The following is a 13203-nucleotide window of genomic DNA, read 5'->3' on the forward strand; positions in this document are numbered from 1 at the left end:
TAACCGGTTTTGTTTGCTTGTTTTCCTGATGGGACGACTGTATAATCTGCCCTCCTTAATCTTCTGATTTTCAGACGTTTAATTTTTTGCCGCAGATCGTCGGCGGCGCCACAACCCCGAACGGGTTCCAATACTATCCGCGCGCTCAGATTTGGCCTGGAAAAGTTGGAGAGAGTGAGTAAATAATGATTCAAATGCAATCTATTCTGCAGGTCGCCGACAATACGGGTGCACGTTTAATCATGTGCATCAAAGTCCTGGGCGGCTCAAAACGGCGCTATGCCGGTATTGGTGATGTGATTAAGGTCAGCATCAAGGATGCGGCGCCGCGGGGGCGTGTGAAGAAAGGCGAAATATATAACGCTGTGGTAGTGCGTACCGCTAAAGGAGTGCGTCGTGCCGACGGTTCGCTGATCAGGTTCGATGGCAACGCCGCCGTGCTGCTGAATGCCAAGCTGGAGCCGATTGGTACTCGCATTTTTGGCCCGGTTACGCGTGAACTGCGTAATGCGCGTTTCATGAAAATCGTTTCGCTTGCGCCGGAAGTGCTGTAGGCGCGCGATAAGGGAGTCACTATGCGAAAAATAAGGAAAGGGGATGACGTTATCATCATCACCGGTAAAGACAAGGGCAAACGCGGTACAGTGTTGCGTATGGTAGATGCCGACTTGGTAGTGATCGAGGGAGCCAATAAAGTCAAGAAGCATCAGCGGCCCAATCCGAATAAAGGAGCGGCGGGCGGAATTATTGAGATGGAGAAGCCTATTCAAATTTCCAATGTGGCGATTTTTAATCCGGCCACACAGAAGGCCGACCGAGTCGGGATCAAGATTCTGGAAGACAAGCGCAAAGTACGTTATTTCAGATCGAATGGCGAGCTGCTTGACGCCTAAGAGGGTAAAGAGGGGAATATGGCGCGTTTACAGGAATATTATCGTAATACCGTAGTGAAACAGCTGATGCAGCAATTTGATTACAAGTCGGTGATGGAAGTGCCACGTATTCGCAAGATTACGCTGAATATGGGCGTGGGCGAAGCGGTGGCCGATAAGAAAATCATGGACAACGCCGTCGGCGACATGCAAAAAATTGCCGGTCAAAAGCCGGTGGTGACCAAGGCAAAAAAATCGATTGCCACCTTTAAGGTGCGCGATGGCTATCCAGTCGGTTGCATGGTGACATTGCGTCGTGTTCGCATGTATGAATTTCTGGATCGCTTGGTAAGCGTGGCGATCCCCCGCATTCGTGATTTTCGTGGTATTTCCGGCAGAGCCTTTGATGGGCGCGGCAATTACAATATGGGCATAAAGGAACAAATTATTTTCCCCGAAATCGAATATGACAAAATCGACGCGCTGCGTGGAATGAATATTACAATCACCACCACCGCGAAAACGGACGCGGAAGCCAAGGCGTTGCTGGCAGCGTTCAAATTTCCCTTCAAAAATTGAGAGAACAGGATGGCTAAAGTAGCTGTAATTAACCGCGACCTGAAACGTCGGGAGACTGTAAAGAAATTTGCCGCGCAGCGCGCTGAGTTATTCATTATTATCAACGATGCCAAAATGAGTGATGAGGAGCGGCATTCCGCCAGGATCAAGCTGCAGATGTTGCCTCGCAACGCAAGTCCTGTGCGGCTGCGCAATCGTTGCGCGTTGACTGGCCGTCCCCGTGGCGTATATAGCAAATTTGGCCTGGGTCGCGGCAAGCTTCGCGATATAGCCATGAACGGCGAAATCCCCGGTATGACAAAGGCCAGTTGGTGATAAGGAAGGTATTTATGGGTCCGTTTGAATATTTAAAATGCCGGACGAAACCCAGTCATATTTCAGGGAGCGGGTCCAATATGATGAATGCAAGTAGCTTCAGAAATGGCGTATTAGCTTGTTATAAAAATTGGATTGCCAGAGGTGCCCCTAGATGAGTATGAGTGACCCCATCGCTGACATGCTGACGCGAATACGTAACGCGCAGCTCTCGGAAAAGACCTCCGTCGTGATGCCTGCTTCCAAGCTGAAAGCAGCCATCGCCCAAGTATTAAAGGATGAAGGCTATGTCGATGATTTTGCGGTTCATCAAGCCGACGGAAAGCCGGTATTGGATATCAGTCTGAAGTATTATGCCGGCCGGCCCGTAATCGAAAAAATCGAGCGCGTAAGCCGTCCCGGTCTGCGTATATATAAAGCCAGTAAAAAGCTTCCTGATGTGATGAACGGTCTGGGCGTAGCAATCGTTTCGACTTCCAAGGGTGTAATGACCGAGCGAAAGGCGCGCGCCAGCGGTGTTGGCGGCGAAGTGTTATGTATAGTGGCCTAAAGGTATAGAAAATGTCTCGAGTAGGTAAAAATCCTGTACCAGTTCCCGCAAACGTCGAGGTAAATCTGTCGGCTTCAGAAGTATCGGTTAAAGGGCCATTGGGTACGTTACGGCGCAACCTTGTATCGGATATCTCCATTGAGCGTGACGGCAATAACCTGCTGGTAAAGGCGACTAATGATTCCAAGCATGCAAACGCGATGTCCGGTACAATGCGCGCGCTGCTGGCTAACATGGTCCACGGAGTGACCAATGGCTTTGAGAAAAAGCTGACGCTGGTAGGTGTGGGCTATCGCGCGCAGGCAGCCGGGGAAGTTCTTAACCTGACATTGGGATTTTCTCATCCGGTCGCCCATAGAATGCCCGAGGGCGTGAAAGCGGAAACGCCAAGCCAGACCGAGGTTCTTGTGAAGGGCATAGATAAGCAGCAAGTCGGCCAGGTGGCGGCGGAAATACGGGCTTATCGCAGGCCGGAGCCTTATAAGGGCAAGGGCGTGCGCTACGCCGACGAAGTCATCGTAATGAAAGAAACCAAGAAAAAATAACTGGGGTAGCTATGCCGAATCCGATAAAAGCCCGTTTGCGCCGTGCGCGCCGTACCCGTGCCAAGATCGCCGAATTGAAGGCGGTGCGTTTAGCGGTGCATCGCAGTAATTGCCATATCTATGTGCAACTGATAGATGGTGCCGCGGGTAAGGTGTTGACCAGCGCATCCACACTGGAACCGGAGTTGCGCAAAGAGTTGCCCAACGGCGGGACAATTGCCGCCGCGGCTGCTGTTGGTAAGCGCGTTGCTGAGAAGGCCCGAGGCCTGGGTATCGAGACGGTTGCGTTTGACCGCTCGGGTTTCAAGTATCATGGACGCGTCAAGGCATTGGCCGAGGCAGCGCGTGAGCATGGCCTCAAATTCTAAGCGAGGAATAGATAATGGCTAAAATGCAAGGAAGAATGCAGGGAAAGGTACCCCAAGGCGACGACCGTGGCGATGGTCTCAAGGAAAAAATGGTGGCGATCAACCGCGTTACTAAGGTGGTCAAAGGTGGACGCATCCTCGGTTTTGCCGCGCTGACCGTGGTTGGAAATGGAGATGGAAGCGTTGGCATGGGCAAGGGGAAATCCCGCGAAGTGCCGGTTGCAGTCCAAAAGGCGATGGATGAGGCGCGCCGCAAAATGATCAAAGTGAATCTCAAGAACGGTACCCTGCATCATCCGGTTATAGGCAGGCACGGTGCCGCCAAAGTGTATATGCAACCCGCTTCCGAGGGGACCGGCATCATTGCTGGAGGTCCAATGCGTGCAATATTTGAAGTGATGGGCGTACACAATATTCTGGCGAAGTGTATCGGTTCAACCAATCCCTATAACGTGGTGCGCGCTACTCTGCACGGCTTGCAGGCGATGAACTCTCCGGCGGAAATTGCAGCCAAACGCGGCAAGAGCGTAGAAGAAATCATGGGGCTGGCAAAATGACCGGAAGCGCAAAAAAAATCAAGGTAACTTTGATCAAGAGCCTCATTGGGACCAAGCGGTCACATCGTGCAACCGTACGTGGATTGGGACTGCGCGGAATTAACAGTAGCGCCGAACTGGAAGATACTCCAGCAGTGCGAGGTATGATCAAGAATGTTTATTATCTGGTTAAGAGTGAGGCATAGATGCAGCTGAATTCCATTAAACCGGCTACCGGCGCCAAGCGCTCCAGGCGGCGCGTGGGACGCGGCATCGGTTCCGGCCTTGGCAAGACTGCGGGACGCGGTCATAAGGGACAGAAATCCCGGGCTGGGGGATTTCACAAAGTGGGTTTCGAAGGCGGGCAAATGCCTCTGCAGCGTCGCCTGCCCAAGCGCGGTTTTGTTTCCCCCTCCAAAAAAGGCGTCGCTGAAGTGCGGTTGTCTACGCTGGGAAAACTGTCGGGAGATACAATCGATATCCTGGTTTTGAAGCAGGCGGGGGTCATTCCCGGATCGGCTTTGACGGCTAAGGTAATACTTTCCGGGAAGATCGAGCGCGCGGTGAAATTGCAGGGGATTGCGGCAACCAAGGGTGCGAAAGCCGCTATTGAAGCGCTTGGCGGCAGTATTGAGTAAGTTCAAGAGGACAAAGATTGGCCGCTAACGAATCGCTGCGAGGACTCTCCGGAAAACTTGGTGACTTGAAACGTCGTCTTTGGTTTTTGTTGCTCGCGTTGATTGTCTATCGTATCGGTGCGCATGTTCCGGTACCGGGTATTGATCCGGTAGTGCTGAAAGATTTGTTCGAGTCGCAGCAGGGTGGCATTCTCGGCATGTTCAACATGTTTTCGGGAGGCGCGCTTTCCCGTTTTTCGATTTTTGCTTTGGGGATTATGCCGTATATTTCGGCTTCGATCATTATGCAGTTGGGGACAGTGGCATTTCCCTACTTGGAAGCGTTGAAAAAAGAAGGGGAGTCCGGGCGCAGAAAGATCACTCAGTATACCCGCTATGGCACCTTGGGACTGGCGCTGGTACAGGGTTATGGAATATCCATCGCCTTGCAGTCCCAGGCCGGACTGGTAATCGAGCCTGGACCGATGTTCCTGTTGACAACGGTAATAACGCTAGTCACCGGCACGATATTTTTGATGTGGCTGGGAGAGCAGATTACTGAACGTGGCATTGGGAACGGTATATCTCTGATAATTTTTGCCGGCATTGCCGCTGGACTCCCCAGCGCAATCGGAGGCACGCTCGAACTGGTGCGAACCGGCGCCATGCATTTCCTGGTGGCACTGGGGATTTTTCTGGCAGCAACGGTGGTCACAGCCTTCGTAGTCTTCGTCGAGCGCGGTCAGCGCAAGATACTGGTGAACTATGCAAAACGCCAGGTGGGGCGGAAGGTTTATGGTGGCCAGAGTTCGCATCTGCCGCTGAAGCTTAATATGGCCGGAGTGATTCCACCGATTTTTGCCTCCAGCATCATATTATTTCCGGCTACGTTGGCGGGGTGGTTTGCCAGCGGCGAATCGATGAATTGGTTAAAAGACATAAGCGGTGCGCTATCTCCAGGTCAGCCGGTTTATGTGATTATGTATGCGGCGATGATCATATTTTTCTGTTTCTTTTATACCGCGCTGGTATTTAATCCCAGAGAAACCGCGGAAAATCTGAAGAAAAGTGGCGCCTTCATTCCTGGCATCCGTCCCGGTGATCAGACCGCCCGATATATTGAGCGCATCATGCTCCGGCTTACCTTGGCAGGGGCGATTTATGTGACGCTTGTATGCTTGCTGCCGGAGTTCCTGATCTTGAAATGGAATGTGCCGTTTTATTTCGGCGGGACTTCGTTGCTGATTATTGTTGTGGTAACCATGGACTTCATGGCTCAGGTACAGGCTCATATCATGTCTCACCAATACGAAAGTCTATTGAAGAAGACTAATTTCAAGGGCGGCGGCGGATTGCCGGCAAGATAGCTAGCTGCATTCAAGGATAGGATGGCCAAGGAAGAAACGATACAAATGCAAGGCGAGATACTGGAAACATTGCCCAACGCGACGTTCCGTGTCAAGCTGGAAAACGGGCACGTGGTGCTGGGGCATATTTCCGGCAAGATGCGCATGCATTACATTCGGATTTTACCGGGTGACAAAGTAACGGTAGATTTGACGCCGTACGATTTAAGCAGGGCGAGAATTACGTTTCGCGCCAAATAGCAGAAGAGGAAACGCAAATGAAAGTATTGGCATCAGTAAAAAAGATTTGCCGTAATTGCAAAATTATTCGGCGTAACCGCGTGGTGCGGGTGATTTGTACAGATCCAAGGCATAAGCAGCGCCAGGGTTGATCAAATAGGGCAAGGGCGCTTGGTAATTAAAATTTTTTTGTAGGGAAAAATCGTATGGCCCGTATCGCTGGAGTAAATATTCCGAATCATCAGCATGCCGAAATCGCGCTGACCTCGATTTACGGTATAGGCCGGGCCCGCGCGCGGGAAATTTGTGCGGCAGCCGGAATTTCCCCGTCCGCCAAGATCAAAGATATCACCGATGTACAAATGGATAAACTGCGGGACCGAGTTGCCAAGTTCGCGGTGGAAGGCGACTTGCGGCGTGAAGTTTCGATGAATATTAAACGCTTGATGGATCTCGGTTGCTACCGTGGATTGCGTCATCGGCGTGGTTTGCCGGTACGGGGTCAGCGTACCCGCACGAATGCCAGAACCCGAAAAGGACCACGCAAGGCAGTTCGGTCATCCAGCGCAAAGGCAGCAAAATAAATAATATCTGATAGCAACTGAACCGTAGCGCAAAGGAACAATTACACATGGTAAAAGCAGCCACGCGGGTACGCAAGAAGGTCAAGAAGAATGTAGCAGAGGGCATCGCCCACGTTCATGCTTCCTTTAATAACACTATCGTTACGATCACCGACCGGCAAGGTAATGCCTTGTCATGGGCGACTTCTGGCGGCGCCGGTTTTAAGGGGTCGCGCAAAAGCACTCCCTTCGCTGCTCAGGTAGCGGCCGAGCAGGCAAGCAAGGTCGCGCAGGAATGCGGGGTGAAGAATCTGGAAGTGCGTATCAAAGGCCCTGGTCCGGGGCGCGAATCTGCGGTGCGAGCGTTGAACGCAGCAGGCTTTAAAATCACCAGCATTTCGGACGTGACGCCGGTTCCGCATAATGGGTGCCGCCCACCGAAGAAACGCCGTATTTAAGGAGTAGACTGTGGCCAGAAATCTTGATCCAAAATGTCGCCAATGCCGCCGCGAAGGGGAGAAGTTGTTCCTGAAAGGCGAGAAATGTTTTACCGACAAGTGCGCTATCGAACGAAGAAATTATGCGCCCGGTCAACACGGGCAGAAAAGTGGGCGACTATCCGATTACGGGGTGCAATTGCGGGAGAAGCAGAAGCTCCGCCGTATCTATGGAATACTGGAGCGCCAGTTCCGCAATAATTACGAACTGGCCGACAAGCAGCGGGGTATTACCGGCGAGAATCTGCTGCAGTTGCTTGAATGCCGCCTGGACACGGTTTCATATCGCATGGGATTCGGTGCATCGCGTTCGGAGGCACGACAAATCGTGCGCCACAACGGGATATTGGTAAATGGCCGGCGGGTCAACATTCCGTCCTACCAGGTGAAGCCGGGTGACGTGGTCGAAGTTGTCGAGAAGGCGAAAAGCCATCTGCGCATCAAAGCCGCGGTTGAAGCCGCCGAGCAGCGCAATTTTCCAGAGTGGATCGAGATGGATGTAAAGGCCATGAAGGGGACGTTCAAGGTTAAACCAGAACGGTCCGATTTACCCTCAAGCATCAACGAATCATTAGTTATTGAACTGTATTCCAAGTAATCAACCGCCAAGCTTTCCGCAAAAGGATCAGGCTATGCCAAGTAACACTTTTCTTACGCCTCGCATTATTGACGTTCAGAATATTTCACCGCTGCACGCCAAAGTCACCATGGAACCGTTTGAACGTGGCTATGGGCACACGCTCGGGAACGCGTTACGCCGCATTTTATTGTCTTCAATGCCGGGATTTGCACCGACCGAAGTGCAGATCAGTGGGGTGGTGCATGAATACTCAGCCCTTGACGGTGTGCAGGAGGATGTGGTCGATATCCTACTTAATCTCAAGGGCATCGTTCTCAAATTACACAATCGTACTGAAGCCGTGCTGATTCTAAAAAAGCAAGGGGAAGGCACCGTTATCGCGGGAGATATCGAGGCCGGGCACGACGTGGAAATTATTAATCCAGACCATGTTGTTGCGCATCTTACCGCAGGTGGGAAGTTGGACATGCAGATCAAGGTGGAGCTGGGGCGCGGCTATGTACCCGGAACAGTGCGGCAGCTGGCAAGCGAAAGCCGTACTATCGGCAGCATTTTGCTGGATGCTTCTTTCAGCCCAGTGCGGCGCGTAAGCTACGCTGTGGAGAGCGCGCGTGTCGAGCAGCGTACCGATCTTGACAAGCTTGTTATGGATATTGAAACTAACGGTGTTGTCGATCCCGAGGAAGCGATTCGTTATGCCGCAAAAGTGCTGGTAGAGCAGCTTTCGGTATTTGCAGATCTTAAAGGCACCCCGTTGCCGGTGGAACAACCAAAGTTGCCACAGATCGATCCGGTGTTATTACGTCCAGTGGATGATCTTGAGCTTACCGTGCGTTCTGCCAATTGCCTTAAGGCCGAGAATATCTACTATATTGGCGATTTGATTCAGCGCACCGAAACCGAGTTACTGAAGACTCCTAATCTGGGAAGAAAATCTCTCAATGAAATCAAGGAGGTATTGGCTTCACGTGGACTAACGCTGGGAATGAAACTGGAAAGCTGGCCGCCTGCCAATCTTGAAAAAAGTAAAAAGGAAACAAGCCATGCGGCACCATAACGGACTGAGAAAACTGAATCGAACCAGCAGTCATCGTCTTGCAATGCTGCGTAACATGACCAATTCGCTGTTGCGGCATGAAGTTATCAAGACAACACTGCCTAAGGCCAAAGAGTTGCGTCGGGTAATCGAGCCGATGATAACGCTCGGCAAGAAACCGTCGCTGGCTAACCGGCGCCTGGCATTTGATCGCTTGCGGGACCGCGACATGGTGGGCAAATTATTTTCTGAACTTGGTCCCCGTTATCAGGCACGTAACGGCGGCTACCTGCGCATTCTTAAATTCGGCTTCCGTATCGGTGATAATGCGCCGATGGCACTAATCGAATTATTGGATCGTCCGGAGCCTGTAGTTGAACCTGCGGTTACGAAAGGTGATACATAGATTGCCCATGTTGCAGGCAGCAAAAAGCCGGGTTATCCCGGCTTTTTTTACGCGTAAAGAGCCTATAATCAACCGTGCGTGGGGTGGCGCAAGAAAGAATTTCCTGAACTTCTTCCACTATTTGTAAAATAAATAACCCTGATCGGGAAATTGAGTGTACGCAAAGAACATTATTGGCCCTGTGCGACACAGGCCTGAATCAGTTAGCATGTCTTATTTTAATTGAGATCGTTCTGATGGAACTAACGGATTGGACGGACGCGGAACTTATTTCGGTACGCGAGAAACTCCACGCATGGCGCCGCCAACGTGAAGCGGCGACCTGGGGAAATAAATTTCTGAATTGGACTGGGTATGCGGGCGCCTTTGCATTCCTCACCGGACTCACCGATATCTTTTTCGGAGGGCCGACTGCGCCGAATGTTCTCTTGATCGTCCTCGGCGTTCTTGCCTGTTTTTCGTGGTACAAAGGCGATAAGCAGCGTAAAAAAAATATAGGTTTTCTCGAAAAACTCGATCAGGAAATGACTCGTCGCGGCCTTAAATTTTGAGATCGACTTCCAGCTTGCTGCCATGGCTGGGGCCGATCCACCGACGCGATTATTGCAGTAACAGTGGAAAACAATCCGGCTGGTCCGCGCTCCCGGCGTCTATTGGATAAAGAGCTGAGTTCCTGGACATCTGATAATGAGGATGCTGAGCTCTTTAAGTCGCTTTGCCAGTTTGCATGGGTTCAGGGAGAGCCGCTGCCTTTGATTTATGAACTAGAAAATGAAATCTATACGAAGCAGGGGATCAACTTACCGGCTTTGAAACACCTGGAAGCTATTGGCCTGATATCTCTGGAGTCGAAGGGATACGTAAAGAAAAGATTCGGGAGGCACACTCGCCTGTTTTATCATGGCAGACCGACGAAGATACAGTTTCCCCAGGACACAAACAATCAACTGGATTTGGGTCACGTCCTCTTGACTGATTTGGGAAAGTCTCTCGCTGCCGTTCGCGATGCCAGGCACAATCCGGAGTTCTATGAGTATGTAATCGAGAAATGGTTTCAGCAGGGGCTGGTTGTATCGTCCATTCTGGCAAGGCGCTGAATTGCTTGTATTGTCAAATTACAGTCATTGTTAAACGAATCGGACAGCACGTTTGAATGGAGATTTTATTCAAATCACATAAGTATCGGTTCCTGTCAGCAGTAGATCGTACTGCGCCTCAACCACTTCCTTAATCATCAGCGCCGGGATGCCACCCACCACGTTGCCTTCCAGCGCCAACCAGCCTACCGCATCCGCCGGTCCAAGACTGATAACGTAACCTAAATCGCGGTGCAAGTAAGGTTCAAGCAATTTAAGGGAGCCCGAGTGGCGCAAGATATTGCGTGCCGCCAGCTTTCCTTTACGGACCGCGGCTTGTGCTGTCATGGTATGGGAACCGAGAGAGTGGTAGATGGAACAGTCGCCCGCGGTAAAGATGCTCTGCAGCGCTTCGTGTTCAACCATAACTTGTCCAAAGGCATTGGCGAAGAGCAGGGTTTCAGGTTTCTTGCCGAGAAACAGGAACGACATTGCGGAGGGCAGATCAAATTTGCGTCCCGTTCCACTTTCTTCCAACAAAATCCTGTCAGCTTGTTGTTCCTGATAGCGGGTATTCGGGTGGAAATCAATATCCAGTTCAGACATGCGCGCCTGCGTATAGGTGGAGAAACCTGTCGTGAACTGATCGAGCACGCGATCCGCGGCGTGGATCAAGCGCAGTTTACTTTCAATTTTCCGCCGCCGAAGGAAATGGGAAATTTCAAAAAGGAATTGAATGCCGGTAGCTCCACCGCCTATCACTGAAATGAATCGTTCGCCTTTTCCGCCTTTTCCGCTCGTTTCCGGCAGCCCCTCCATCAAGGCGAAGCCGGAAGCGTTCATAAAATCATGCAGATCGAAAATGTTCTCCGCTTTATCCATCGATGCAACTGCGGAACCGGAAGTGACCAGGAGATAATCGAATTCCAGGATTTCGTCATTGACGGTAAGAAATTTATCGTTCTGCCATTGCCTGAGAGTGAGTTCCTGCGGAATTAGTGGGGCGCGGACGTGGCGACAGCCAAAGCGGTTTTCCAGAACCGAGAACGGTACCAAAAAATCTTCAAGCGGGTACCTGAAAGTTTCGTGTAGATGGGTGATCTTGAGATGATTGGATCGCGGATCAACGATAGTAATGTTGGCGTCCGGCATGTGGCGCAAAAACGTCACCAATGCCGCGATTCCTGCATAACCGCCTCCCACGATCACAATTTTAAGTTGTTTTTGCCCGGGGATATAAAATGGCAGAAAAGGCACTGTCTCTCCTTTGCAGATACAAGATCAACGCTAGCTCAACGCTCGCCACCATTCCCTGTTTAAACGAAACAGCTGGCTTCATCTATGCAGTTCAAATAAATCGGGCGCTCATCAATTAATGAACCGCAGCGGCCCCTACAGCAGGTCAACGAACAGCGTAGCACGAATATTTTGATTGAGTCGTTACATTTTGCCTTGATTCGACGCACGCTCGCGAGGCGGCAATATTTTTTGGGGAATCTTTTCTGACTTCCAATTTCTCGTTGCCCATTGCCAGAATGACGTGATGTCGCTTTCAGTTAATTCCGCCGGTGGCGTCTGGCCAAGAAAACGTATTGCCATTACCAATTGCGAGACCGGATCAGATGTGGGGACAGGTGCGGCGTGAGTCTGCTTACTGAGCTTTTCACCCTGAGCGTTAACTACCACCGGTAGATGCATATAAGAAGGAGTTGAATAACCCAGCAGTTTTTGTAGATAAATCTGGCGAGAAGTGGAACTCAGCAGGTCCTCCCCCCGCACTACGTGGGTGATACCTTGATCGGCATCGTCCACCGCTACCGCCAATTGGTAAGCGAAAATGCCATCGGCCCGGCGCAAGACAAAATCTCCAATATCTCTTTCCAGGCGTTGGCGAACCCGGCCCCGCAACCCGTCTTTGAACTCAATCAGCCGGTTATCAGTTCGTATTCGCCGCGCTCCAGGCTGCTCTTCATTGCCTAAATTGCCACGGCAAGTGCCAGGATAAATTGGACCCTCTATGCCCACAATACTGGAATCGGCAATTTCCTTGCGGCTACAAAAGCAGGAATAAATCAGGCCCTGTTTTTCGAGTAGGGTAAGTGCGGCCTGGTAGACTTTGTTTCGCCCGCTTTGATAGATTACCTTACCATCCCATTCCATTCCGAATACTTCAAGTGCGCCCAGGATTTCCTTTGATGCACCGGTTGTTTCGCGTGATCGATCCAGGTTTTCAATCCTGATCAGCCATTTTCCATGACGCGATTTTGCTTCCAGATAGCTGCCTACCGCGGTGACGAGAGAGCCGAAATGCAAAGGCCCGGTGGGAGACGGAGCGAAGCGGCCACGATAGGTTGAGGGGGGCGCACTATCGGCAAGTGCCGAAGGTCGGCTATCTCTCACATCTTCGTCCATATCGCGGGTGAAGATGCTGGAGATATCGCATTTCCCGGTAGCTTTTTTAACTGGTTAATAGAAACAACCTACTCATGTTTTCAGAATGGCCGCGTTAACGTTCTCATCTGCTCCCAAGTATTTCAAAGGAGGTGCCTGGATAACGCGCAGTATTTTCCTCAAGTATACGCTTGCGTGTCGTTATGCCCTCTTCGGAAGACACTGCTCCAGTCCTGTGGTTGCATCAAGCCAAAATAGTACTGAGGATTCCTCCAAAAATGACCTTTCTGTTAAGATGGATTTATATTACAATTTTACCTCCCCGCAACAGATAGCAACAGATAGGAACGGAAGTAAAATCCCCGGCAAGCGAAGTCATAGCTTTGGGTCAACTGGCGGGACAAGCGAAGGGCGGAAATGTTCCCTGTTGTTCCGACAAACTGCTTGACTTAGGACATCTTCGGGGATAGTCTTTACAGGGTTGTGGGTATGTAATGTATTGGTAATGTAGTGGGCGTTACGCGCGGGTGGAGCGGCAAGGCGCGGGACGCGAAGCAAGGAATTCTCGATTAACGCAATAGGAGGCATTAAAAATGGCAACAACACTAGGAACGTCGAGCAGCCACGCCGGCACGGGTGGACGCGATTACGACATGTCGTTGTGGTACGACTCGAAGTGGTACAAA

The 13203-nt window shown here is 51.1% G+C and carries 22 protein-coding genes; 20 read left to right on the plus strand and 2 right to left on the minus strand.

What is annotated here, in order from left to right:
- The first annotated feature begins 185 nt into the window (after positions 1–185).
- The 20 genes from rplN to BLP45_RS08895 all read left to right on the plus strand — a co-directional run bounded on the left by rplN (position 186) and on the right by BLP45_RS08895 (position 10147).
- Complete coding sequence (gene rplN, locus BLP45_RS08800; RefSeq protein ID WP_090371784.1) at positions 186–554, plus strand: 50S ribosomal protein L14; 369 nt, start codon at positions 186–188, stop codon at positions 552–554.
- A 21-nt stretch (positions 555–575) separates the two neighbouring features.
- The gene (rplX, locus tag BLP45_RS08805) at positions 576–893 is read left to right on the plus strand and encodes a 50S ribosomal protein L24 (protein WP_090371785.1); all 318 of its coding nucleotides are present in this window, start codon (positions 576–578) and stop codon (positions 891–893) included.
- Positions 894–911: 18 nt separating this feature from the next.
- Complete coding sequence (gene rplE / locus BLP45_RS08810; RefSeq protein WP_090371787.1) at positions 912–1451, plus strand: 50S ribosomal protein L5; 540 nt, start codon at positions 912–914, stop codon at positions 1449–1451.
- Positions 1452–1460: 9 nt separating this feature from the next.
- On the plus strand, positions 1461–1766 hold the full coding sequence (gene rpsN / locus BLP45_RS08815; protein WP_090371789.1) for a 30S ribosomal protein S14: 306 nt from the start codon (positions 1461–1463) through the stop codon (positions 1764–1766).
- Between the two features lie 154 nt (positions 1767–1920).
- The gene (gene rpsH, locus BLP45_RS08820) at positions 1921–2316 is read left to right on the plus strand and encodes a 30S ribosomal protein S8 (protein WP_090371791.1); all 396 of its coding nucleotides are present in this window, start codon (positions 1921–1923) and stop codon (positions 2314–2316) included.
- Between the two features lie 11 nt (positions 2317–2327).
- Positions 2328–2861: a 50S ribosomal protein L6 gene (gene rplF / locus BLP45_RS08825; protein WP_090371792.1), complete on the plus strand. Its 534-nt coding sequence runs from the start codon at positions 2328–2330 to the stop codon at positions 2859–2861.
- An 11-nt stretch (positions 2862–2872) separates the two neighbouring features.
- Positions 2873–3229: a 50S ribosomal protein L18 gene (rplR, locus tag BLP45_RS08830; RefSeq protein WP_090371794.1), complete on the plus strand. Its 357-nt coding sequence runs from the start codon at positions 2873–2875 to the stop codon at positions 3227–3229.
- A 14-nt stretch (positions 3230–3243) separates the two neighbouring features.
- A complete protein-coding gene (gene rpsE, locus BLP45_RS08835; protein WP_090371796.1) occupies positions 3244–3786 on the plus strand; it encodes a 30S ribosomal protein S5 in 543 nt (180 codons plus the stop codon).
- Positions 3783–3971 (plus strand): 50S ribosomal protein L30, encoded by a 189-nt coding sequence (rpmD, locus tag BLP45_RS08840; protein ID WP_090371798.1) that lies wholly within the window; start codon positions 3783–3785, stop codon positions 3969–3971. Before rpsE ends, rpmD begins: the two co-directional genes overlap by 4 nt.
- On the plus strand, positions 3972–4403 hold the full coding sequence (gene rplO / locus BLP45_RS08845; protein ID WP_090371800.1) for a 50S ribosomal protein L15: 432 nt from the start codon (positions 3972–3974) through the stop codon (positions 4401–4403).
- A 17-nt stretch (positions 4404–4420) separates the two neighbouring features.
- Positions 4421–5749 carry a preprotein translocase subunit SecY gene (secY, locus tag BLP45_RS08850; RefSeq protein WP_090371801.1) on the plus strand — a complete coding sequence of 443 codons (1329 nt, stop codon included), beginning with the start codon at positions 4421–4423 and terminating at the stop codon, positions 5747–5749.
- Positions 5750–5770: 21 nt separating this feature from the next.
- Positions 5771–5989 (plus strand): translation initiation factor IF-1, encoded by a 219-nt coding sequence (gene infA / locus BLP45_RS08855; RefSeq protein ID WP_004181006.1) that lies wholly within the window; start codon positions 5771–5773, stop codon positions 5987–5989.
- Between the two features lie 17 nt (positions 5990–6006).
- Positions 6007–6120 carry a 50S ribosomal protein L36 gene (gene rpmJ / locus BLP45_RS08860; RefSeq protein WP_074633734.1) on the plus strand — a complete coding sequence of 38 codons (114 nt, stop codon included), beginning with the start codon at positions 6007–6009 and terminating at the stop codon, positions 6118–6120.
- Positions 6121–6174: 54 nt separating this feature from the next.
- Positions 6175–6552, plus strand: a complete 378-nt coding sequence (gene rpsM, locus BLP45_RS08865) for a 30S ribosomal protein S13 (protein WP_090371803.1) — start codon at positions 6175–6177, stop codon at positions 6550–6552.
- A 47-nt stretch (positions 6553–6599) separates the two neighbouring features.
- Positions 6600–6989, plus strand: coding sequence for a 30S ribosomal protein S11 (gene rpsK, locus BLP45_RS08870; protein WP_004181016.1), 390 nt, complete (start codon positions 6600–6602; stop codon positions 6987–6989).
- 10 nt (positions 6990–6999) lie between these two features.
- Positions 7000–7626, plus strand: a complete 627-nt coding sequence (gene rpsD, locus BLP45_RS08875) for a 30S ribosomal protein S4 (protein ID WP_090371805.1) — start codon at positions 7000–7002, stop codon at positions 7624–7626.
- Positions 7627–7660: 34 nt separating this feature from the next.
- Entirely contained in the window at positions 7661–8665 is a 1005-nt protein-coding gene (rpoA, locus tag BLP45_RS08880) for a DNA-directed RNA polymerase subunit alpha (RefSeq protein ID WP_090371808.1), read from the plus strand.
- A complete protein-coding gene (gene rplQ, locus BLP45_RS08885) occupies positions 8652–9050 on the plus strand; it encodes a 50S ribosomal protein L17 (protein ID WP_090371810.1) in 399 nt (132 codons plus the stop codon). Before rpoA ends, rplQ begins: the two co-directional genes overlap by 14 nt.
- 236 nt (positions 9051–9286) lie before the next feature.
- Positions 9287–9601 (plus strand): hypothetical protein, encoded by a 315-nt coding sequence (locus BLP45_RS08890; RefSeq protein ID WP_090371812.1) that lies wholly within the window; start codon positions 9287–9289, stop codon positions 9599–9601.
- A gap of 63 nt (positions 9602–9664) precedes the next feature.
- A complete protein-coding gene (locus tag BLP45_RS08895) occupies positions 9665–10147 on the plus strand; it encodes a DUF2806 domain-containing protein (protein ID WP_090371814.1) in 483 nt (160 codons plus the stop codon).
- Between the two features lie 69 nt (positions 10148–10216).
- Here BLP45_RS08895 and BLP45_RS08900 read toward each other — a convergent pair whose 3' ends face one another.
- Positions 10217–11383 (minus strand): NAD(P)/FAD-dependent oxidoreductase, encoded by a 1167-nt coding sequence (locus BLP45_RS08900; RefSeq protein WP_090371816.1) that lies wholly within the window; start codon positions 11381–11383, stop codon positions 10217–10219.
- 183 nt (positions 11384–11566) lie between these two features.
- Positions 11567–12538: a tRNA glutamyl-Q(34) synthetase GluQRS gene (gene gluQRS / locus BLP45_RS08905; RefSeq protein ID WP_090371818.1), complete on the minus strand. Its 972-nt coding sequence runs from the start codon at positions 12536–12538 to the stop codon at positions 11567–11569.
- Positions 12539–13203: the final 665 nt, after the last annotated feature.

The organism is Nitrosospira sp. Nl5, from assembly GCF_900102495.1.
Classification (GTDB): domain Bacteria; phylum Pseudomonadota; class Gammaproteobacteria; order Burkholderiales; family Nitrosomonadaceae; genus Nitrosospira.

What these genes read in the sequence shown, in the direction of transcription:
- rplN (WP_090371784.1), top strand. Translation starts at nt 186, where the DNA reads ATGATTCAAATGCAATCTATTCTGCAGGTCGCCGACAATACGGGTGCA.
- rplX (WP_090371785.1), top strand. Translation starts at nt 576, where the DNA reads ATGCGAAAAATAAGGAAAGGGGATGACGTTATCATCATCACCGGTAAA.
- rplE (WP_090371787.1), top strand. Translation starts at nt 912, where the DNA reads ATGGCGCGTTTACAGGAATATTATCGTAATACCGTAGTGAAACAGCTG.
- rpsN (WP_090371789.1), top strand. Translation starts at nt 1,461, where the DNA reads ATGGCTAAAGTAGCTGTAATTAACCGCGACCTGAAACGTCGGGAGACT.
- rpsH (WP_090371791.1), top strand. Translation starts at nt 1,921, where the DNA reads ATGAGTATGAGTGACCCCATCGCTGACATGCTGACGCGAATACGTAAC.
- rplF (WP_090371792.1), top strand. Translation starts at nt 2,328, where the DNA reads ATGTCTCGAGTAGGTAAAAATCCTGTACCAGTTCCCGCAAACGTCGAG.
- rplR (WP_090371794.1), top strand. Translation starts at nt 2,873, where the DNA reads ATGCCGAATCCGATAAAAGCCCGTTTGCGCCGTGCGCGCCGTACCCGT.
- rpsE (WP_090371796.1), top strand. Translation starts at nt 3,244, where the DNA reads ATGGCTAAAATGCAAGGAAGAATGCAGGGAAAGGTACCCCAAGGCGAC.
- rpmD (WP_090371798.1), top strand. Translation starts at nt 3,783, where the DNA reads ATGACCGGAAGCGCAAAAAAAATCAAGGTAACTTTGATCAAGAGCCTC.
- rplO (WP_090371800.1), top strand. Translation starts at nt 3,972, where the DNA reads ATGCAGCTGAATTCCATTAAACCGGCTACCGGCGCCAAGCGCTCCAGG.
- infA (WP_004181006.1), top strand. Translation starts at nt 5,771, where the DNA reads ATGGCCAAGGAAGAAACGATACAAATGCAAGGCGAGATACTGGAAACA.
- rpmJ (WP_074633734.1), top strand. Translation starts at nt 6,007, where the DNA reads ATGAAAGTATTGGCATCAGTAAAAAAGATTTGCCGTAATTGCAAAATT.
- rpsM (WP_090371803.1), top strand. Translation starts at nt 6,175, where the DNA reads ATGGCCCGTATCGCTGGAGTAAATATTCCGAATCATCAGCATGCCGAA.
- rpsK (WP_004181016.1), top strand. Translation starts at nt 6,600, where the DNA reads ATGGTAAAAGCAGCCACGCGGGTACGCAAGAAGGTCAAGAAGAATGTA.
- rpoA (WP_090371808.1), top strand. Translation starts at nt 7,661, where the DNA reads ATGCCAAGTAACACTTTTCTTACGCCTCGCATTATTGACGTTCAGAAT.
- rplQ (WP_090371810.1), top strand. Translation starts at nt 8,652, where the DNA reads ATGCGGCACCATAACGGACTGAGAAAACTGAATCGAACCAGCAGTCAT.
- BLP45_RS08890 (WP_090371812.1), top strand. Translation starts at nt 9,287, where the DNA reads ATGGAACTAACGGATTGGACGGACGCGGAACTTATTTCGGTACGCGAG.
- gluQRS (WP_090371818.1), bottom strand. Translation starts at nt 12,538, where the DNA reads ATGGACGAAGATGTGAGAGATAGCCGACCTTCGGCACTTGCCGATAGT.